Raw genomic sequence first — 20,903 nt, 5'->3', positions numbered from 1 at the left:
CAATACAGGAGGTAAAAATGTCCAAACTGTTGTCTAGGGTGTTCATCCCGTTAATCCTATTTACGGTGTTGAACGGTTGTACCGCTGTACCAATGGTTTCACCAGATGTAACGCCTGGTCAGATTACATCCCCAGATGCCGCAACAATTCCTCCCTCTGAGTCCGAAGCAACGATCCCAGCAAAAACACCAGATGCCCAATCGCAACTCCAACGATTGCGGATTACCAACCAAAGCACCTTTACCCTGCATAATCTGGTCGTGAGATTCCCTGACGAACGAATCGAGTTCGGGGATGTTCCGGGCGGGACCACCACGGAATATCGGGAGATATCGCAAGGGGTCTACCGTTATGCTGCCTACGACGTTGAAGTGAACGGGCAGAGCTACCAGCAGCCGGTAGTCGATTGGGTGGGCGAAACTCCGATGCCGGGAGAGAATTTTACCTACATCATCGAGGTGGATCCTGCCCGCTGGCAGACGGAAGGCCAGGTGATCCAGCTTGTCCAGGTGAGTATAGATCAACCAGAGGAAGTTTCCCTCCCGGTGTTAAACCCCACTTTACGCATTGGTAAAGGCAGCTCGACTTCTCTGGCGGTCTCTCCTGATGGACAACGGATGGCCGTCAGTACACATTTCGGGGTTTTTCTGTATAATGCCAACACATTTGCTGAGTCCTGGTTCGCTCCCTTGCCGGAAAAGGCTGGGCTGGTAATTTTCGATCCCCAAAGTGAACGCCTGGGTGTTGTATCAGGCAGTGCCATTGTCATTCTGGATGTGGGTAACGGTAAGCTTTTGACCAGGCTGGAAGGCGCGGGCGGCTCGTTTGCCTGGTCGCCGGATGGCCAGCGGCTGGTCAGCGGCAGTGGTTGCGTACAGGTAACCATTTGGGACGCAAATAAGGGTACCTCACTGAAAGAACTCAGTGGCGGCAAGTGCTCCGAAGGCTACAGCGGGATGAAAGTCGCCTGGGCAGCAGATGGACGCATATACGGGGTTTCGATGGGAACGAAAATATTGGCCTGGGAGGGGGATACGTACGCACAGGTGGAGGATTTTTCAGCCGAGGGTACCAAAGATACCTGGATCAGTGCCATCTTCACCGCTCCTGTGGGCAATCTTCTGGCGCAGTATGACAGTATGGGCTTACCGATCGTCGCCATCGTGGATGCGAAGCAAGATCGCCAGATTCATCTGCTTGACCAGCAGGTCAACGGGTCCATTACTACCCTGGCCTGGGCGCCGGATGGGCAGCATTTGGCTGTAGCATACGGGATGGACACCGGCCTTATCCTGATCTGGAATGCCCTCACCGGCCAGGTGGAGCAGAAGATCGAGGGTTATTACACTGCCCCCGGCTTGGGGTGGTCGCCTGACGGGAAGACCCTTTTCGGACTGCAAACTCCGGATGGCCAGATCAATGCTTTCACAGTAAGCACTGGCAGTGTGCTGCGCAGCCTGGGCGGTCATGCATCTGTGGGAACCTTTTTGACCTGGACGCTGGACGGGTTAGCCTCCACGAACGGCGCAGCCATCACGTGGTGGAACCCGGTTAGCGGTGAATCCTTGCGCCAGGAAATGGTCGGTACCCCTCAGAAATGGGTAAACTCCTGGCCGCCTATCGGCCCTGGAACCTATTTATTTACCAGCGGCGATCAAACTCATCTGGTGGGAAGCGTATGTTCAAAACGCCCCCTCGAAAGTGATAACAACCAGTACCCATTCTCATCCGCCTGGTCTTGGGATGGCAGTCACCTGGCTGATCCCACCCATGTATGGGATGCCGGCACAGGAAAACTCCTATCTCAATTGCAGGACCCAACTCAGCGGCATACACCAGACCAGGTCGCCTGGTCGCCCGATGGCAAACGTCTCGCCTCGGCGGATTCATTGAATATGCAGCCCCCCGTCATCTGGGACGCCCAGACCGGAAAGGTGCTATTCATTTTACAGGCAGAGACCGGGGATCTCAAACCGTTGTGGCTCGGGCTGGCCTGGTCTCCGGACGGCAAAAAACTGGCTGCGGTGGGAGCGCTGATGCATCCGGACAGTGGGGCAGATGAAGGCATGATCCTGATCTGGGACGTGGTGACTGGGAAACAGGAGCAGTTGCTGACCACAGGAATGAACGATTACCGGCTATGGACCGTTGCCTGGTCGCCGGATGGTCGCTTCTTGGCTGTCGGCTCGACCGGCAGCGATATATTCTTGTGGGATATGACCACCAGTCAACCTCTGGCAAAATTGGGCGGTCATACCGATATAAGCGATCAACTGGCCTGGTCTCCTGCCGGTAACCGTCTGGCTTCTGTTGCCCGTGACGGCACCCTACAAATCTGGGATCTATCTGCATTTACTTCAGGCACAGAGTAACTCCTGCCATGGCTACTCTGGAATCGTACGTCCTATATAATATTTAGCTGACCAGCATTTGACCCTCCATGATGAGCCAAATGGGTCAATTCCCGTAAACTACTCAAAAAAGCAATTGATTTGCCAAACTACATAAATAGAAATAAATTGGACAGGTAGTTGTACCAGGCAGGAGGAATTTATTATGACCAAATCACAGAAAAGAGGGCTATTCGTTGTAGTGACTGTAATCATCGCATGCTGCAGTTCAAACACTACATCGCGCCGGCGGGTTATGCCGAGGTCGTAAACAGCTTGACGAAACTTGATTAGTTTGTTAATGTTCTCTTCGGAAATTGCTTATTGGATTACCACATCTCTACGATTGATCGTTCTTTTTCGGAGAACCTTATGGAAAATACCATCATTGAAGTAAAACATGTAACGAAGTCGTTGGGAGGACACACCGTCTTATCAGATATCAATTTCCAGGTTCCAAATGGATCAGTATTTGGGATCTTGGGGCCGAATGGATCTGGGAAAATCACTTTATTACGCATCTTGTTAGGCTTGATCGTGCACGATACCGGTGAAGTTAAGGTGTTGGGGCAGAATCCATTAAGCATGACCAGAGAGGATAAAAATGGGATTGGTTTCGTTCTAGAAGATCATGGCCTAAATGAAAGACTTACTGCTTACCAAAATATCGATTTCTTCGCTCAGGTTTATGGATTAGCGAAAGAAAAGCGCAGAGACCGGATTCTTGAAATGCTCGATAAAGTGGACTTGTCTTCATACATAAAGAAACCAGTAGGTACTTTTTCCAAAGGGATGAAACAACGACTATCGCTCGCCAGAGCCTTGATACACGAGCCGAGGATTTTATTCCTCGACGAACCGACATCTAATCTTGACCCAGAGGGAACTGTCTATATCAGAAATCTGATCCTCAGATTGTCAAGAGAGGCGGGAATTACAATTTATATCAATTCGCATGACCTGGATGAAGTGGAACGGATCTGCTCCAGGATAGTGATCATGAAACATGGGAATATTATGCTCCAGGGGGTAATTGCTGATTTGTTAAGGCAAAACAATCAAACAACTCTTGAAGTTAAGTTGGAAGAAAATGAATCTTTTCCAGAATTAGAGAATCTATTAAGTTCTTTATCCTATGTCTCTAATTTTAAGATAGAAAAAGAGGTTGCCTTCATCGAGTTGAACGACGATTCTTCACGGCTCCTCCTTTTTAATGCACTTACGCAAAATTCTATCCCAATTAAAGAGATTACCCAAATTAAAAACAGCCTAGAGGACCTGTATATTTCAATTGTAAAGGAGGAGGAACATCATGAGGTTCAATGATATTGTCGCCGTAGCAAAAAGAGAATTGCTGGTGATTACTAATTATAAGTTTTTATTTCTCTTTACTTATCTCGTATCATTTTATGTCGGCACATATTTATCCATGGCGTACACAAACCTGATCCCTGACCCGCAAATCAGAATTGATACATACCTGGCTTTCTTTTTCCTGTCAACGGAAATAGTATTCAGTTGGGTTTTGTCAACTTTACAAGTCCAGGATTATATGCGGCAAAGATGTATGGAGACAATTTTAGCAACACCTTTATCTTTAACTTCAATCTTATTGGGGAAATCTCTGGCAATTTTTATTCTCAGTTACATTCCTTCTTTATTCTGTGTAATCATTGTTTTTCTTCAGGCAAATTGGCCATTGGGATTGGCAACTCTTATTCTTCCTTCAAGTCCCGGGTGGATTCTCTTTTTCATATCTCCAGTTCTGTTATTTGGAACAATCTGTATAAACACATTGTTGTTAATGTATTTGAATCATTCTATGGGTAGCCTGATCGTAAACTTTAGCGTTTATCTTCTCATATTTCGTGCAGGTGCTCATTCTTCTTCTGGCATAAGTCCCGCCGTTTTGGGCGGTTATATTATGGGTTTATTATGTGTTTTTTTGTTATCGTATATCGGCTTAAAGTTCTTGAGAAAGGAAAGAATCGTGTTGGCACTTTGATACGCTTATAGCGATTTTTTCTATTACGTGGTCTTCCTTAGCAAATTTGATAAGGTTTAATAACAAAATTCATAAAGAACAATTCGCTTAGATGAATGTATTGAGGAATCAGTTTTTCAAAAACCGAACCATAACTATCGCCATGGCGTTACTGGCAGCGTTAGTCATGGTCACTCCCGTAATGGCAAACAGTAGCGACTCGTATTTTCTCGCCTATTACGATGGCCGAGTAGTGAATGGTCACGACAATGGGGTCTTTCACCAGATGAATGCCGGGCATTTAACCGTCGCTGGAACCCTTGAAACAACTGCAATATATGGATCACCTAATGGAAACCAAGGATGGACTTTCGAAGCCTGGAAAGATACCCTTATACATCAAAAAATGTGCGCAGTTGGAAAAGTCGCTGCTCCTGCAGGTTGGGGGGACACAGTCTCTTTTAGTTACAGATGCGCTAACGTTACATCGGGAAGCTACTTTATGAAAATTTGGAGAACAGAAACGGATAATCGTGAAGTAGAAGGGTCGGGTACACTAAGTACACCGTAAAAAGTATCTCATTTCTCGTGGGCCGAGAGCACAATCGGCCCACGAGAATCCTTATTTAGAGGATCAAAAATGTATATCTACACTGACAATCTAGGTATTCCATTATTCCCTTTAGTATCATTAGTGTTTATTGTAATTCTATTTACCCAATGGAGACGAAAGCATAATTTGCCTTACATTTTTTTCTTATCTCTGTTTGGTGTGTACTTGATGTACGGAATTGATAAAGTATTTTTTCCCATAGAAATAAGTGGATCATTCTCGGATGCAATGAGGAATTTACAGATATTGTCTTCTGTAAATTTTGTGCCGTTCTATTTTGGTCAATTTGGGTTGACCGCGGGTGGATTAAGATTCTTAGTTTACAACATTCTCCTGACTTTACCCTTTGGATTTGGTATAAATTTTTTAACAAGGATGAATGTCAAAAAAATAGTTAGTGTTTCCATTTTCCTTGGATTAGGACTTGAGATAGCGCAACTTCTACTGTCTCTTGCATTGAGATACCCTTACCGTGTAGTTGATATTAATGATGCAATGTTTAACGCATTTGGAGTTATATTGGGTTATGGCTTATTCAAGTTGTTTGCAGGGCTATACTTGTTGATAATAGGACAGGACACGAATAACAAAGACACGTTGTCATTGTATTTATGTGAAGTAGTCCATCAAAAAATAGGGGAAGAAGGCATTGATAATTTTGCGCTGAATTCCAAAGTTTAGCTCAACCTCTCACAAGATTTGGTTTAGGAAGACACAGCTAATTTTCAAGAAGATAACAGATGCCAACAAAATGGGTATTCCTGGCAGTCGGTGAAAACTAATTTTCTTTTCCCGAATCGCTGACACCAAACCTAAGCGGAAAACCACAATAAGATGAGCTGCTAGAAATGCAAAGATAAAGATTTCACTGGGCCATATCAAAGAAACGGTAATTGCACTAACTGCATCCGCGCCACCCCACCACTTCAATTCCCAGGCTGCCCAGAAGCCAATGATTGCCAAAGCTGAAAGTGGTGAAGATTGAATCGAGAGGAATGCTCCCAAAAATAGCAATGGGAGCCAGGTGATTATTCGGCTTAATTCTTCCCAGCCAAATGCTTTAGATATCCTATACCGTTCACTAACAGCAGCAACTACAGCAGCAAGTAGGACTAATGTCCAGTCTCCCTGCAAGATTCGATAAAGACCTGCGCCAATGAGAGGAATAACCACCCATGCGCTGTGAGGTATTTCACTTTTTCGAATATCGAACCAAGATACGATTCCCAACCAGGTTACAACAAGGCCAAAAATAATCCAATCCATAACACCTCTTTTCTACGGCTTGATCTGCCCTTCTATCCGTCGAATATATTCAGCGCCACTTGCACAACCGCTTGAAAAATTGGCTGCAATGCTATTCCAATTGTTCGGATTTCCGGTTTTTCGAAGAGCTTGATAAACACACCCAGCGCCGGCATGGTAATTTGCTAGAACCAGACGCCAGTAATCGTCATAACTTAAAAACGCAGCTGGTTGTTTGCCGGTTGCCAGATTGAATATCCTGGTCAATTGCAAACAACTTGCATTGAGGGTTTCAGTCAGAACTCGTATCGCTTGGTTTCCTTTTTCAAGATCAACACCCCCTGGACAATTCGGGCATGTGGCCTCGATATCTCGTAAAACCATTCCGCGTAATAGGTATTGCGTTGAAGAATCCAGGAATTGATATTGGGTAGTACACCCTATTTCACCGTATGTTTGCCGGCAGATGGTTTGGAAATAAGCCGGCCGCCACATCAAAACAAGGTCTGCACCATATGTGGTCATCTGACCCAATCCAATCTCCCCTAAAGTCCAATTTGCCGCTGGCCAGAATTGCGATTCAACGGCAATGACAGCTTTAACTACCTTTGGGGGTAACTCTGCAGCCTGAGAAGAAGACAGAATCACCGAGTCAAATTGATTCTGCCATGTGAGAACTTGGTCTTTAGTAAGTTCGATTCCACAACCATTTGCGGAGCCATCAGGATTCAACCCTTGTGCTGGGCAGGTAATACCATCGACTAATCCGGATGACAATAACTCGGCAGCCAAAACATCATAACGGTTGGCAGTGGCTAGGTTCGTGTTCTCGCTTACTGGCATTAACCAATCTGGAATAGATGTTGGGGTTAAGCCATATGCCACCTGGCAGGTTCCACCGCTATCAGCCTTCACAGATGTTATTTCCCAACTGGCAGTTGTCATCACGGTAAGGGCGACTAGTAGAATTCGGATTACGGGCGACCATGCACGGGATGCCATGCCACCTCCCAAACTACGCTGGGTGTTCGATATGTCTGGCCAAAATCATCCGACAAATCAGCCCATGCGGTCCAGATACCCTCTTCTGTGGTGCCAAAATTGAGATCTCCTGAATTTTCAGGAGTCACAGACCAGGTTGAGCCATTGCGGTTCAAAGAAAATTGAGCTCCCGATGGTGCCCGAACTTGCACCAAAATAGAATAAGGTGGAACACCACCTGTTACCTCTCCAGTTAGGGTCTGTGCGGGTTGATCCAGGCTAGGAGCAAATAACAATAAACGCGCATATGTGACCGCTATTGTCCCGCGAAGTGGTGCAATCACAATAACCGTGACTGAATCGCTAGCAGTTTCATACTGATTAGAACAGGTGATTGTATAGGTGTGCGTTCCAGTCGGGACTCCACTCATAGGCTGATTTCCAGATATGACCACATTCCCATCCCAGCTGCCATTTGAGCTGGCTGCTGAACAATTTGTCGCATCGCGACTGATCCAACTCAGGGTAAAGCTTGCGGGAGAAATTAATGTCAGAGGACCATCGGTGTTATTAACCTTCAAATCCACTGCGGGTGGATTGTAGACAATGACAGTGACACTATCTGATGCGGAGCCAATGGGATTGGAACATGTCAACGTATAGGTGTAACTTCCGGTGGTGATGCCAGTGTAATTCGTCGAGCCAGACTGACCCTTCGTTCCAGTCCAGCTTCCTGAGGCAGTACAGGTATCTGCATTACTGGATGTCCAACTCAACAGATATTGAGCGGGAGAAGTCAGGCGGATCGTTCCATCCTGGTTATTCGCTTTCAAATCCACACTGGGCGGGAGTGAGCATCGAATCGTTTTATTTGTTCCTGACAAATCAAACCAGGAGGAATTATAGGGATTTTGACCCTGAACGCGTATGGTGTGTTGAACATTGGGTGATATCAATCCCCACAAATCTTGAGTGAACCCACAAGTGCCGCCCGTGCATGTTCCGGTCAGATCCGCCCTGTACTGGTTAGCGACTCCATTCGCTACCAAATTGCCATCTACCAGGATGCGGTAACTGATATCCAACCCTGGAGCGGCATCTTGCATCACCCAGCCGTAAGCCCGACATTGGGATTGAGGAACCGTTCCAGAGGCTCCGTCATGGTAGCCAGTAAAGGTATCTCTATAAGCCCAGATTAAGACGAAATCTTCAAAGTCGTGGTCATAACCGCCATTACTATTATCTTCATCCCAATCTCCCCAACATTGTGGAGTGCCAATTATGGTATCCCCGGAAGCGAGGAATGCTGTCATTAAACTGGTAAAGTCTCTACCACCAGCGCTTGGGTTGTAGTTTTGCGAATAGAAGTAATTTGGACAAAAGTAATCGTGATGAGGCGTTTTCCAACCCACATGCGGGTTAGCACACCCCCCTGAACCGCAGTTACCTCCATAACAATCACAACCTCTGATCTGGATCGTCTCACCCGCTGCAACCGTGATCGGTGTCAGCACTGTTTGATTGTTAATCACATCCATATATGTGCAGTTCTGCCCTACCCTGCAGCCATTACGGATGAAGTAATAGCGCGAAAAATACCCCGGTGAGCTTGAGGTGATAACATTCCATAAAACAATTCTTCCAGCTCTGGGGAACGTGATCGAAACGGGATTTCGATTATAAGAAACGATAGGATGGCCATAATCCGCCAGTGCAGAGATCGTGATCACCAAACCAATCACAATGGCAAGGATAATTCCCAGAAATGTTTTCTTACGCTTTATCAGATTTAAGATAAATTTTTTCATTGGACAACCCCAGCGGATGCAAATACCCGAACGGTTTTCAATTCGATTCCGAAAATGTTTAGAATCGTCCATTGGATTGGAACCTCCAAATAGACTCCAACAGCAGGTTCATTACTTGACCAATCGCTCAATCCATCTCCCAAGCGGATTGGACGGGGTGGAAATCCGGATATCGTTCCCCCAAAAGGATCAGGCAGAACCCGAATTGACGAGGTGTAACCAATAATTCCACGCGCTTGCATAGCAGAATAAACTACGTTTTGGGCTTCATTACTGGCCACGGCTTGATCCAGTTGGATAAAGCCAGTATTGAGAACTGCATCCCAGTCCCTTCCTCGGGATGCACCAGCAAGCGCAGCCTCTTGCGCCACAGAATAAGCCCAATTACGCGCCGCATATAACCTGTAAATATCCACGAGCCCACCTGCAATCACTACAAGCACGAGGATGGATAATAATCCCCACACTGCGGATTGTGCTTTTCTTTCAATAATCATCCCATTTCCCGTAAAAGCTTTTAAAGGTAATGGGATCACGGATACCGCTCCACGATTCCCCAGTGCTGAACCCGTATTGTCATGATGGGTTCAGAGAGGAAGGGAATATCTGCCTGAAATGGTGCTGAAGCCTCCAGGATAAAAGTGGTCCCAAATGGGCTGCCTGAAAGCCAGGCTGAACTCCGTGGAGTACCGGCAGCATCAAAAACTTGAATGGTCGTAGCCTCACCCGTACCCATCACATTTTGGTTCGTCCCTTCTTGAATCAAGTTCCTTGCATAGCTCCATTGGGAAGGATCCAGGGACAAAGCGCGAACAGCTGCGCCGGCACTGCTGTCCAATGCCTGTCGAATGGCCACTCCACGGCTGAGTTCAATTCCTCCAAAAATTACCAGTGCAAGCACCATCAGAACTAACAAGGCCTCAACCGCTGCCTGCCCTTTTGAATCTGATTTAAGACCCAATTTCGGCGTTGACATCATTGAACTTGACCTTTAAAGTGGAAAAGACTTCCCAGAGCGCGCCGCCAACCAGAGCGATAAAGATCGCCAGGACAACGATGTACTCAACAACGCTCTGTCCATTTCGATCATGCAACATAATTCCTCCTCTCCCTGGAACGCTCCTCTGCACTTTTACAGAGGAAGCGGAGTGTTAATGGTTGATAGCTGGTCTTCAGGATAGAAGACCAGCCACCAGGTTTGCTAAAAAATTATGGGTGTGCAGCCGGCACAGCGATGCTGTTAATCCAGTCTGCAATACTGCCGCCTTGGGTACCGATATTGCTCAGGATGGCCCAGATGGCCACTGCTCCCAAGACAACGGCGATCGCCAGAACAACAACAAACTGTGGAATTTCGGATGCTTTCTTATCGAATAACATAAACAGGCTCCTTTCCCTCGCACTTTGGGCGGGGGTTTTGAAAAATGGGCTGGTATGCCCCCATCGCGGAGCGATAGGGGGTTAGAAACCGCCGCCAATCGACACCCCGGAGAGGGTTTTCAGGATGCGGTCAACAAGCGGGTAAAACAACAAGATAACAATTGGCCCAAGGAGAAACGGCATAGCCAATAAGGTGATGCGCAGGGGCAAACGCTGCATCTGTTCTTCGGATTGGTAACCGATCTCTTCGTTCAATTCTTCGATGACACTGGCAATCGCTTGATCAACATCGGAGACTCCTCCGGATTGTTGAGCAGCCTGGACACGTTGTACAACGCGAAGCAACTGGGGAGATTTCAAATCGTCAGCCAACTGGTTAAGTAAATCCAACCCACTGCGAGCAGAACTGCCCTGCAGCCGTTTTTGTAGACGTTGGTATACAACTGAAGTTTCGACGGTCGTCTTTGCCAAGCTCTCCAATCCAAGCAAGAGCGAACCTTGTAAGCTCATATGCAGACGCACATCGATCAGAAACTGTCGAATTTGTCCGACCATGAACCGTTTTCGCTGCTGGATCAAATAGCGTTTGGCTAACCACACCAGACCTGGCAATGCCAGGAAACCCAACCGGATACTGGGAAGCTGCGGTCCTAAGACTGCCAATAGGATCAGTCCAATCAGGGCTGTACCCGCATAAAGTGCTCCCCATGGAATGTCGCCGAACCCCAAAATTGCTTCTTCTGTTCTTTTCTCGTCGCTTTGATATTTGGTCCCGAGTCCGAGAGCGTGTAATCGTCCACGCTGTATCGGACGGCTAAGCCTCCTTCCTGTTTCAAATAAAATGGATATTACGGTATTGGCAATCATGCCCACTCCGATTGCCAGACTAAAGCCCACCACAAGGGAAAAGGTTTCCATTCTTAGACCTCCCCAAAACTCAATTGGTAGACTTCGTACTCAAAATACAGGCTGGCTAGCACAACTCCACAAATCATTACTGCCAGTAACACCCGATGAGGTGCATCTTGCAGAAAAAAATCACGCCAGGCTGGTGATAAAACTACGAAGGACACGGAAGCGGCAACTACACCTTGTAGCAGTCGGATTGTTCCACGAACAAGCGAAAGGGTCTGACGAGTCTTAGAGCGTAGCAGTTTTTGTCGGTGAGCCTCCTGTTCCAGTGAGACAAGCAACTCGTCCTGAATTTCTTCTGTCAGCTGAGCGTTATTCGCAATCAAAGCCGACAGCCTTGATGTGACATTTCCGGGTAATCCTTTTAATGCCTGTGCAGCCTGGCCAGGGGGTTGATGCATTCGTAAGCGGCTTGCGACCTGCTCGATGGCGTGGTTCATCGCGCCCACAGGCAATTTGACCTTCATCAAAGCATTCAAAAGAGAATGATCTACACTCATCAATGATCGAATTTGCAAGGCAACCGCTTCCGCATCCTCGTTGATTTGTGCGCGTTCGACCTGTTTTTGCTGAAAGTTAATCCAAATCAGGATGATCAAACCGATCACAAGCACAAGCGGTGAGAGCATAAAATCGTGGACTGCAATCGCTAATCCTGGCGTGGCAATCAATAAAATTAATCGCTTCCAATCCAACTCATTGTGTGCCTGGTAAGGCTTTTCTTGAATAACGCCCATCGCTCGCAGCCGGCGACCTGCCCAGGAAACAAATATCCTGCGCCAGGTTTTCGCTATGATTTCTACGCCAGATAACAGCGTATTGTATAAAACCAGAAAGATACCGCCCGCCAGGAACACAGCTCCTGCATCAATTAAGAATCGAAACGGACTCATGCCTCATCCTCCGGAGAACCTTTTATACGATCCAGTCTGGTCCAGTACCCGCGCGGAGGCTTTGGAATACCTAACGCCCTGCAGCGCTTTTCAACGGCTTTATCAGAAACTCCGTATAAGGCAGCAATCTGAGTAGTTGGAATTTCCCATACCAACTGCCGTAATTCTTCTGGATCAATGATAAATTTCCGATCAGCCAACCTTCGGCAGGTATCGTTATGGTAGATCCGCCGATTTTTATGAGAAAGGGTGACTTTGAATGGTTCTCCGCAATATGGGCAAATCAAAATTACCGCCTTATGATCCGGGTCATGTGAAAGTTTGCCGAGGGTTGTCAGAACCAGATTCTCAATCGTCAAGTTTTGCGGATTCCCATCCTTATAAATAACAATCTCAAATGAACGAAGCCACCGTCCTAAGCTGACTGACATCAGATGCCGGCTCAAGATCACCTTTCCATCTTTTCTGGCCAAGGGGTGATGACAATCCTGGAATTCCTGCTGTCCGGTTTCAGGATTGATGACTGGATGAAAATCTTTGTGATAATCACAAGGTTCCATAAGTCACTCCTGACCAATTAATGACGACTGATCCGGTTCATCATTTGTGGAGATGATTTGCCAGCATAAAAAACCATACATCGGATAAGTTGGCGGTTCCCAACCATAACGAATAAACCCGTTTGTAAGTCCAGTTCCCACATCATCCAGCACAATCATGGTGTCTATCATTTGCGCCAGGTGGCAATAATCAGACTCACAATCCTCCCAATAAACGCCATTTTGAGTGACATAATCCCCTTTCAGTTGAACTCCAATCAACTGGCCTTCTTGGATAGGATGGGAAATCAATGAATATGCCGGTTTTCCAGAAAATTGAATTTCAGTAGCCGCCCAGGTGAAGTTAAGGTCACCGTCTGCTTCGAGATAGTAGACTTTCACCAAGCTCATCGGTTGGATAAAATCGATCTGTTTGGTTTCACCGGCTACCCCATAAAAACGCCACGTTTGTTCTTGTCGGATAAAACGCAATCCTTGCCAGGGGGCATTCCGCAATTTGCTCTCGATTTCCTCGTTCTTATGATTCACATCTTCGGAATAATCTACACTTGATGGTGCAGGGTCCACCTTCATTAGGGCATTCAGGTTCCCGAAAATAAAAACCAGGCATCCTACGACAGCAAGTAGAAATACAACGACAAGGATCCACTTTACGAAGCGGTTCATTTTATTCCCTCCAACTGGTGATAGGCTTGTTCAAAGACAGGGAGGTTCTCATCACCTTCTGCCCGGTAAAGGTAGTTCAAACAATAATCACCTTTCGCATTAATTCCATTAATCGTGGCGATGGCCTGTAAAGTGCGTTGAACTCTTCCTGATCGGGTGACTCTTCCCATCAAAGCAACAACATCCAATCCCATCGCAACCATCGAGCGAACAGCAGACAATCCCAATTCAGGCGCTGCAGCCAGGGCAAGTTGTTCAAGGCGCATCAGGGATTCTTCTATCGTCCCACCGTGAATGGTTGTCAATGCTTTGCGCCCCAAGCAAGTGGCTTTTAAGAATTGCAGTGCCTCATTTCCTACTACCTCACCCACCAGGATGGCTGCCGGGTTCATACGGGTATAAATGACGTTTAGGACCCAATCCAGGGTCACGCCAGGCGTGCCAGGCGATAATTCAGCTGGCGCTACTGTACGTAATAAAAATGGGTGCTGGATTTCCAATTCCCGGAAGGTTTCCAGCGCAGCAATCGGCGCAGATACAGGCAAAAAACCCGAGAGGGCGTTGAGTAAAGTCGTCTTGCCAGAACCCATTTCCCCAGCAATCATCAGGCTGCCGGCCATGTTGGCTACCATCCAGGCTAGAAATCGATCTGGTGTGTCTTTCAGAGATTGGATCCGACGGGTCAGTTCGGACTTGGTATCTTTTTCGGCAGGGCTGGTAAATGTCTGCATCAATCCGATTGATGTCGGATCACATTTGGCAAACGTACCAGTCTGCTCCATTTCTTCCAATGTGCGAACACGCCGGCCGAAAGTACGGATATTGATTGCAGTCCCCTCAGTTGACAGGCGCGGAACGATGGCGGTAAACCGTTCTCCACCTGGCAGATCAATTAACACAGCCGGGCGATCTCCGCGCAAAGTAGCGCCGCCTTGATCAGCAACATGCACAGCGAGGTTTTCGAAATAGCTGTCATCAGCCAGTTTCCCCAGATGATAAAAACTCCCATCATATTCCACGGCTACCTTCCCATTGCGCACGAAGATTTCCTCCACGTATGGGTCGCGCAGCAACTGGTCAAGCAATCCCACCCCGGACAATGCATCTGTGATAATTTGTGCATTGCGATTGACGACGCTGCGATTCTCACCCTGATCAATCAAGATAGAGCGCACCTCATCATAGAAACGACGACGTTTTTCCGAGTCTGCTTCTCGCCAGCTGGGTGGGTTGATTCCACGCTGTACCAATTCCTCACGGACCCGTTCAATCAGGAGCAGATCAGATTGGTTTAAGGGCTGAATGGTTGGTGGAGCGGTTGGATGAATCAAGGAAGTGCCAGGGTCGACCATAACAATCCACCTTGTTTTTTACTTGCTGCAACCGCAGTGAGAATAACGTCCACATATTTCGGCTCTACCGCCAGGGTAAGGATTTGGACTTGTTCGTTCTGAGGGCTGCCACCAAACGTTGAGTTATCCTCACTCTTCTGATTGGATTCTGCAGCGACACCTTGTGCATTGCGGACATCTACTACCAAAACACTCCTGGCGATGAGCTCGACCTTGAAGGTAGATTGATCGTTGGCTGAAATCGCTGTATTCTCAGGGTCAATTTCCTCGGGAAGCACTTGATACAAATTGACGTGTTCTCCGATTCGAATTTGTCCACCTACTGCAGAAACAGGTTCAACCGGGATTGAGAGAACTTCATATTTTACATCGGCCAGTCGAAACTGCGTGACTCGCACCGCATTTGCCTGAGCAACCGGCAGTTCTGCCGGCAATGAAACCGTGCTGATCTTTCCTTCCAGATCCTGGGTGGATTGGTAATAGGGTAAAGACGCCATCGTGCGAGGCATCTCGCGCATTTGGAACATGTCTGCATCTAGAATTGCATAAGCAGGGATTGTATTGATGGGTACTGGTACCTGATAAGTGGAAACTTCCTTCAAATATAGATTACGTCCATAGAAACCTGCTCCCAGGGCAACCACAACGGCAATTACACCGATAATAAATTGAACAGTTCGATTCATTAATTCCTCCGTTTCCAGCCGGTATATGCTTGTTCTAAAATGGGATCAGCCAATCGTGGATCGAGTGACTGAGCCCATGTTTCGTTGTAAGGCAACACAATCGACACGCCGCTTTCTGCACGATCAGAGACCGATTTGGCCATGTTCAAGACTAAATGGTGTGGTTCTGAAACTTCGCTCATCAATCGTCTGGCTTGTAATATGGCATCATCGCGAGGAGAGGAAACGACCAGGTTGATCAAACCAGGCTTAGGTTTCGACAATTCCGAGAAAAGGGGATGACCGGGAAAACAGTCCACGACAAAAAGTGTGTGTTTCCGTTGGATATCGACCAGTAGATTTCGAACCCCTTGCGGGTCTTCGCTCCATAGGACATCGATTGTTCGGCCGTCCATCGGGTATAAACTGACCCCATTCCAAAGAGCAGGCTCTGCTTTATGAGTGGCAATGGTAAAGAATTCGGGAAGGTCGGGTGAAATTCGAGCGTGAAGTGCGCTTCCGCCCATACTAAGTTCAAGCAATGCCGCTGGCAGTCCCGTATTCCTGACGAAGCGTTTACAAACAGCCATCGCAAGGGTTGTTTTTCCCACTCCTCCAGACCAATTCACCAAATTAATCTGACGGGCTGGTAGAAACGAGACTTGTTTGGCACTGGTCAACCGGGCTCGCCCTAGCCATTCAGCCGGGTCTATTACAAAACTGTCTTGAGTAACCACCGGAATCCCACTCTTATCCAGCGCACTGTGAAGTATCTCTTCAGATACATCTGATATTGGGAGCAGGTCACCGAGAATAACCAGGTGTACTCCAGACAGGTTCTGTAAAACACCACGAGAAGAGAATGCTTCCCGTACTGAGAGATTGTCAGTCTGGGAGAGTGCTTCCAATACTTTTTGATCAGGTTGATGAGCCCCGAGTAAAATAACAAGAGCCGAATTCCGTTTCAAATTAAAGGAATTTCCAAAACTAAATTTCATGTTGTTTTTCATCTCCTTGGATGTTTTTCGATGGGTAGGACAAATCTGCATAGATTGCCAAGAAAACCGCAATAGCCAAAAGCAAGGTGGTTATGACCGTCAAAATGGTTCCTGGTAGTGAACCGCTACCCAACTTGATATACACGATGGATAAACCACTAATCCCGGCAATTCCAATGGATCGAATCCACATCAAATTGGTCAGAATGGCAGAAACAAATACACTGAACACCGCCAACCAGACTAATTCGTCTTGAACTGCAAATAATTTCATGAGTAGGGCGATACTCAAAGCTAACGCAAAGCACATGTTTGATAAGTTCCGCGTCATATTTCTCACCAGAGTCCAGGTATCAATCGCCAAGGTACAATCCGCATGTAGCAGGCATATCCGTCAATCATTTTTTCTTCTCGAAGGATTCGCCAACATTGAATGAACGTCAGAGCAACAGATAAAAGAATGGCAGTGAACCAATCTGGAGAACTGAAGACCATCATTGCCCTGAACACCAGTTCTCCTAGATACATCGGGTGACGTAAAAACCGATAGGGACCACGACTGGTCAGGCCACGATCCGCAGGAGCAACCCCAAAACGTGATCCTAAAGTGATGAGAGACCACAAGATCAGCGAGTAGCTAGCCAGGGCAGGTATGAGCAAATACCACTCACTATGGCTGGAAATTGTGAATGTGGGCAAGAATGAGGCGATCATTCCGAGCCATAATCCGGTGCGATCATATTGTTTCGCCGGTGTTCGCCGGGTGTAGAAGAAAGCTAATAACCCGTTATGAATCGCAAACAGCCAGGCCAGGATAGAAGGATGCTGCCAGGCTGCCAACCCGGAAATAAGCGTGGCAAAAAGGAAAAAGCCAAAACCAACCAGGTCACGTATGCGATCGGAATGATTCCGAATGAAATGGAGGGGATTGGTGGCCATAAAGATACGAGACAAGGACTGTCGCTTGAATGAGGAAATGGAAGCCGCTTTCTTCTTTTGTATTACATGGTTAACCGATCTCGAATATTGTTGTACAATTGTTCTATGGGTGACGTGCCAAATCGACGCAATTCGGGAAGTGTTTTCTCCCTGAACTTTCATTTGGTTTGGTGTCCCAATTACCGACGGAAGGTGGTTGTTGGCGGAATCACAGATCAATTGCGCTCGTTGCTGCACCAAAAGGCGCAAGAGGTAGATGTGACAATTGAGGCGCTTGAAATCATGTCTGACCACATACACCTGTTCATAAAGAGCCACCCAACTGATGCGCCTCAGCGCCTGAGAAACCGGTTCAGAGAAACTACCTCTCTGTCGCCGCGCTTGAAGTATTCCCCACTGCGTTTCAACCTTCCGATTATGTGCAGTAAGAGCAACTTCATTGGCTCGATAAGCCACGTGTACGAGGGAACCGTAAAGCGATATATCGAAATGCAGAAGTCGAGTTAGACAATGATTCGTACCTACAAGTACCTCCTTCGCCCAAACACTGAGCAGATTGAAAAGCTGGACTTTTTGCTTTGGCAGTCTCGTCTTGTTTACAATGCCGCATTGGAGCAGCGCATTGCCGTTTATCAAGAAACGGGCAAGGGCATTGGCTATGGAGCACAATGGATGAATTTTCGAAACACACGTCGAGAAAATCCCAACACACTCGGTCAGGTGAATGCTTCCAGTTTGCAGCACCTCTTGCGCCGATTGGACAAGTCGTTTACCGGTTTCTTCCGCCGTTTGAAAGCAGGAGATAAGCCAGGTTTTCCCCGCTTCAAAAGCAGCAAACGCTTTCATAGCATCGAATACACCTATGGAGATGGTTGTAAACTGCGGCAAGATGAGTATGGGCGCAAGTCCTTTTACGTTCAGAACGTGGGCGAGATGCGTATGTGCTACCACCGAGCTATCCCGACCAATGCCGTAATCAAGCATGTTGTTGTCAAGCGGGTTGGTGAGCGGTGGTATGTTTGTTTGATGCTGAAACTGCCAGACCCTGGTATACGTCAGGTACAAACAGGCCAACAAATCGGCATTGACTTTGGTTTGAAAAACCTTGCCGCCCTCTCTACTGGCGAGTTGATTGATAACCCTCGTTGGCTGCGAGAGAGTCTCGCGAAACTGCGGAGGTTGCAACGTCACGCCTCTCGACAGGCCAAGGGAAGCCATAGGCAAAAAGAGGCCTACCACCAGATTGCTCGCTTGCATGAGCGTGTTGCCAATCAGCGGGCAGATTTTTTGCACAAGATCAGTAATCGGCTCGTTGCCGGAAACGACCTGATAGCGATTGAAGACCTCTCTCCGAGATTCATGAACCGAAATAGGCATCTTTCCCTGTCTTCGCACGACGCAGGGTTTGGTCTGTTCCGGCATATGCTTGAATACAAGGCTGAAAGTGCCGGGATTCAAGTGATTGCCGTGAACGCTTCCAACACAACTCAAGCTTGCAGCGAGTGCGGGAGTATTGTTCCAAAAGGTTTGTCGGTTCGTGTTCATGTATGTCCTAATTGCGGTTTGGTTCTCGATCGAGACATAAATGCGGCTCGGAATATCCTATCTATGGCTTTACTACCTCCGCTCGGACGGAGCGGTCAGCCGATAACGTATCCCGTTGGGGAAAGCGTTGGCTGAGAAGCCGTTGCCTAAAGGCGACGGAGAACGTCACTACATCGCACCTAGATTCTGGACAATTGGCCATCCGATTACAGCCAGCAACGTCACCAGGAATGGCAGGAAATAAAAAACCACCATTGGGATTACCAGTTCGGACCCCACTTTTTCTGCTCGCTGCTCAGCGGAGCCAATATAATCAGCTGCAATACTGGTTGCCAGCTGTCCCATCAATTCCTGTTGGGCAGTACCGCGTCGGATGAATTCCAATTGAACAGACATGCCGATCAATTCGGGGAGATGCGATTCCTGGGCTTCGCGTTGCATTTGCTCAATCAGATCACGACCTTGCGCCATCTGAAGAACCCACCGCATCCATTTACCTACCAAGCTTTGCGCTTGAGCTGTCCGACGCAAGGCTTCTTCCATCGAAACATTTGCAGACATCTGGGCTGAAACTAGCTGAACAAATTCTGGAAGTTGAGCAATAAAATGACGGCGATAACGACGGGCAACCCCGCCCATAGACATAGCAGGATATTGAAATCCAACCAATCCACCTACCAAAGCAAATACTGGTTCCGCAGTGGCTACCATCCCCAATCCAAACCCTGCTACAGCTAAAGCCACCCGCAGAGAGGTAAATTGCACTTCGTTCCAATCGTTCCAGCGATCTCCGATGTGAGCCCAATACAGATCTGCCCGTGTTTTCCGTAAAAAACCGGCTGGCGTCCATCTAGATACAGGCTTGTCTAGGGGAGATAGGGATTTACGCCATCCGGTCAGGATAACGCCATCTGCTGGGGTAAGAATCTCAGATAACCGGCCTGTGGGTGCTGCAGGTGCAAGTTCAAGTGTCAGGTAGATAACCAATGCAAAAACAGCGATTCCGGTGAGATAAATGAGTGCAGTCATCTACACTGCCTCCATAATCATGGAACGGATAATGAAGTACCCACCCACCATGGCTGCCATCGTGCCACCAATTACGATTTGAACAGGGAGGGCGGTTAACGAAGAGCGCACCATTGGGTCCTGGCTGAGATAAATCAGAATGAAGATCAAGACAGCTGGCAGGACTTTTGCAGAAACCAGCGAATCGCCGGCTTTCGCCTGGGCACGATTCCGAGCAATCAGGATTTGCTGAACCCGGCTTGAGATATCCATGAGGACTGCGGTGTAGGCTCGTCCGCCTGCTTCGGTATATCCTTCCAACAGTTGAGCTAGATTGGCCAGGGACACGGAAGGGCTGCGCGATGCCAGACTTCGCAATGCATCCACCCTGTCTTTGATTCGCATTTCTGAAGCAGTGAGAATAAACTCTGGGGTGAGTGGATTGGTTTTTTCTATCTCCAAGGACTCACCGACTTGTTGTAAAACATCGGGCACGGATCCACCAGCGAGTAGGCCAGCAGCGGTTCGACCAATCGCAATTGGGAGCAGCTGGTCAATATTCCGACCACGACTTTTCACTCGATCATCCAACCATGCGCCAGGTATGTAAATTAGGATTCCACCAATTACAATTGCCGGTAGACCGGGAAGGAACAACCAGGCAATGACCATGCCGCAAACACCAGCAGCGATACGTAGTAAGCGGAAGGTAACGGGTTTGATATTTAGACCGGAGGCTAATAGTTTATACTCCAGCGATTTTTGATCGAGGCTGGATAGAGTTCGGGCTGAATCAACCGTATATAAAGCGGATAATCTACCCGTTTTGATTTGCTTTGGATACCACAGTAAGAGCACCAAAGTAGTGGATAAGAGCCCAACCACTGGAATTAATATCGTCATAGATCCTCCAGGTAAGTTTTAAAACAAAAGCCAGACACTCGTGCTCATGCGCCTTTGACGT

General features: G+C 47.5%; 24 protein-coding genes. 6 read left to right on the top strand and 18 right to left on the bottom strand.

What is annotated here, in order from left to right; translation table 11 throughout:
• Positions 1 to 17 precede the first annotated feature (17 nt).
• The 4 genes from ADN01_RS01970 to ADN01_RS01955 all read left to right on the top strand — a co-directional run bounded on the left by ADN01_RS01970 (position 18) and on the right by ADN01_RS01955 (position 5,668).
• Positions 18 to 2,372, top strand: a complete 2,355-nt coding sequence (locus ADN01_RS01970) for a WD40 repeat domain-containing protein (RefSeq protein ID WP_062419264.1) — start codon at positions 18 to 20, stop codon at positions 2,370 to 2,372.
• 390 nt (positions 2,373 to 2,762) lie between these two features.
• Positions 2,763 to 3,716 carry an ABC transporter ATP-binding protein gene (locus tag ADN01_RS01965; RefSeq protein ID WP_062419263.1) on the top strand — a complete coding sequence of 318 codons (954 nt, stop codon included), beginning with the start codon at positions 2,763 to 2,765 and terminating at the stop codon, positions 3,714 to 3,716.
• Positions 3,703 to 4,395 (top strand): hypothetical protein, encoded by a 693-nt coding sequence (locus tag ADN01_RS19055; protein WP_147239114.1) that lies wholly within the window; start codon positions 3,703 to 3,705, stop codon positions 4,393 to 4,395. The genes ADN01_RS01965 and ADN01_RS19055 overlap by 14 nt, the downstream gene beginning before the upstream one ends.
• A gap of 619 nt (positions 4,396 to 5,014) precedes the next feature.
• Positions 5,015 to 5,668: a VanZ family protein gene (locus ADN01_RS01955; RefSeq protein ID WP_082142906.1), complete on the top strand. Its 654-nt coding sequence runs from the start codon at positions 5,015 to 5,017 to the stop codon at positions 5,666 to 5,668.
• 9 nt (positions 5,669 to 5,677) lie between these two features.
• Here the strand turns inward: ADN01_RS01955 and ADN01_RS19050 are convergent, their stop codons facing one another.
• The 16 genes from ADN01_RS19050 to ADN01_RS20300 form a co-directional block, all read right to left on the bottom strand.
• On the bottom strand, positions 5,678 to 6,253 hold the full coding sequence (locus tag ADN01_RS19050) for a hypothetical protein (RefSeq protein ID WP_147239113.1): 576 nt from the start codon (positions 6,251 to 6,253) through the stop codon (positions 5,678 to 5,680).
• A gap of 12 nt (positions 6,254 to 6,265) precedes the next feature.
• On the bottom strand, positions 6,266 to 7,234 hold the full coding sequence (locus tag ADN01_RS19045) for a hypothetical protein (RefSeq protein WP_147239112.1): 969 nt from the start codon (positions 7,232 to 7,234) through the stop codon (positions 6,266 to 6,268).
• On the bottom strand, positions 7,207 to 9,093 hold the full coding sequence (locus tag ADN01_RS19040; RefSeq protein ID WP_147239111.1) for a hypothetical protein: 1,887 nt from the start codon (positions 9,091 to 9,093) through the stop codon (positions 7,207 to 7,209). The genes ADN01_RS19045 and ADN01_RS19040 overlap by 28 nt, the downstream gene beginning before the upstream one ends.
• Entirely contained in the window at positions 9,018 to 9,557 is a 540-nt protein-coding gene (locus ADN01_RS19035) for a pilus assembly protein TadG-related protein (RefSeq protein ID WP_147239110.1), read from the bottom strand. The genes ADN01_RS19040 and ADN01_RS19035 overlap by 76 nt, the downstream gene beginning before the upstream one ends.
• Positions 9,554 to 10,000 carry a TadE/TadG family type IV pilus assembly protein gene (locus ADN01_RS01945; RefSeq protein ID WP_082142905.1) on the bottom strand — a complete coding sequence of 149 codons (447 nt, stop codon included), beginning with the start codon at positions 9,998 to 10,000 and terminating at the stop codon, positions 9,554 to 9,556. The genes ADN01_RS19035 and ADN01_RS01945 overlap by 4 nt, the downstream gene beginning before the upstream one ends.
• Positions 9,972 to 10,118, bottom strand: coding sequence for a hypothetical protein (locus ADN01_RS19550; RefSeq protein WP_160318359.1), 147 nt, complete (start codon positions 10,116 to 10,118; stop codon positions 9,972 to 9,974). The genes ADN01_RS01945 and ADN01_RS19550 overlap by 29 nt, the downstream gene beginning before the upstream one ends.
• Before the next feature lie 112 nt (positions 10,119 to 10,230).
• Positions 10,231 to 10,401 carry a hypothetical protein gene (locus ADN01_RS19545; RefSeq protein ID WP_160318358.1) on the bottom strand — a complete coding sequence of 57 codons (171 nt, stop codon included), beginning with the start codon at positions 10,399 to 10,401 and terminating at the stop codon, positions 10,231 to 10,233.
• Between the two features lie 81 nt (positions 10,402 to 10,482).
• Positions 10,483 to 11,319 (bottom strand): hypothetical protein, encoded by an 837-nt coding sequence (locus tag ADN01_RS01940; protein ID WP_062419260.1) that lies wholly within the window; start codon positions 11,317 to 11,319, stop codon positions 10,483 to 10,485.
• Between the two features lie 2 nt (positions 11,320 to 11,321).
• Positions 11,322 to 12,206, bottom strand: a complete 885-nt coding sequence (locus tag ADN01_RS01935) for a hypothetical protein (protein WP_062419259.1) — start codon at positions 12,204 to 12,206, stop codon at positions 11,322 to 11,324.
• Positions 12,203 to 12,766, bottom strand: a complete 564-nt coding sequence (locus tag ADN01_RS19855; RefSeq protein ID WP_201778612.1) for a hypothetical protein — start codon at positions 12,764 to 12,766, stop codon at positions 12,203 to 12,205. Before ADN01_RS19855 ends, ADN01_RS01935 begins: the two co-directional genes overlap by 4 nt.
• 3 nt (positions 12,767 to 12,769) lie before the next feature.
• The gene (locus ADN01_RS01925; RefSeq protein ID WP_062419258.1) at positions 12,770 to 13,432 is read right to left on the bottom strand and encodes a hypothetical protein; all 663 of its coding nucleotides are present in this window, start codon (positions 13,430 to 13,432) and stop codon (positions 12,770 to 12,772) included.
• The gene (locus ADN01_RS01920) at positions 13,429 to 14,784 is read right to left on the bottom strand and encodes an ATPase, T2SS/T4P/T4SS family (RefSeq protein WP_075070879.1); all 1,356 of its coding nucleotides are present in this window, start codon (positions 14,782 to 14,784) and stop codon (positions 13,429 to 13,431) included. The genes ADN01_RS01925 and ADN01_RS01920 overlap by 4 nt, the downstream gene beginning before the upstream one ends.
• Positions 14,760 to 15,470: an RcpC/CpaB family pilus assembly protein gene (locus tag ADN01_RS01915; protein WP_062419255.1), complete on the bottom strand. Its 711-nt coding sequence runs from the start codon at positions 15,468 to 15,470 to the stop codon at positions 14,760 to 14,762. Before ADN01_RS01915 ends, ADN01_RS01920 begins: the two co-directional genes overlap by 25 nt.
• The gene (locus ADN01_RS19030) at positions 15,470 to 16,459 is read right to left on the bottom strand and encodes a hypothetical protein (RefSeq protein WP_147239109.1); all 990 of its coding nucleotides are present in this window, start codon (positions 16,457 to 16,459) and stop codon (positions 15,470 to 15,472) included. Before ADN01_RS19030 ends, ADN01_RS01915 begins: the two co-directional genes overlap by 1 nt.
• On the bottom strand, positions 16,437 to 16,778 hold the full coding sequence (locus ADN01_RS01905; RefSeq protein ID WP_062419253.1) for a hypothetical protein: 342 nt from the start codon (positions 16,776 to 16,778) through the stop codon (positions 16,437 to 16,439). The genes ADN01_RS19030 and ADN01_RS01905 overlap by 23 nt, the downstream gene beginning before the upstream one ends.
• A 5-nt stretch (positions 16,779 to 16,783) precedes the next feature.
• Positions 16,784 to 17,161 carry a methyltransferase family protein gene (locus tag ADN01_RS20300; RefSeq protein WP_369425848.1) on the bottom strand — a complete coding sequence of 126 codons (378 nt, stop codon included), beginning with the start codon at positions 17,159 to 17,161 and terminating at the stop codon, positions 16,784 to 16,786.
• A 291-nt stretch (positions 17,162 to 17,452) separates the two neighbouring features.
• Between ADN01_RS20300 and tnpA the strand changes: the two genes are divergently transcribed.
• A complete protein-coding gene (gene tnpA / locus ADN01_RS20295) occupies positions 17,453 to 17,893 on the top strand; it encodes an IS200/IS605 family transposase (RefSeq protein WP_082142903.1) in 441 nt (146 codons plus the stop codon).
• A 3-nt stretch (positions 17,894 to 17,896) separates the two neighbouring features.
• Entirely contained in the window at positions 17,897 to 19,066 is a 1,170-nt protein-coding gene (locus ADN01_RS20290) for an RNA-guided endonuclease InsQ/TnpB family protein (RefSeq protein ID WP_075070877.1), read from the top strand.
• A 33-nt stretch (positions 19,067 to 19,099) separates the two neighbouring features.
• Here ADN01_RS20290 and ADN01_RS19025 read toward each other — a convergent pair whose 3' ends face one another.
• Positions 19,100 to 19,960, bottom strand: coding sequence for a hypothetical protein (locus ADN01_RS19025; protein ID WP_147239107.1), 861 nt, complete (start codon positions 19,958 to 19,960; stop codon positions 19,100 to 19,102).
• A complete protein-coding gene (locus ADN01_RS01880; RefSeq protein WP_062419250.1) occupies positions 19,961 to 20,842 on the bottom strand; it encodes a type II secretion system F family protein in 882 nt (293 codons plus the stop codon). It lies immediately after the preceding gene.
• Positions 20,843 to 20,903 lie beyond the last annotated feature (61 nt).

Source organism: Levilinea saccharolytica (genome assembly GCF_001306035.1).
Classification (GTDB): domain Bacteria; phylum Chloroflexota; class Anaerolineae; order Anaerolineales; family Anaerolineaceae; genus Levilinea; species Levilinea saccharolytica.
This window is presented reverse-complemented; position numbering and strand designations above follow the sequence as displayed.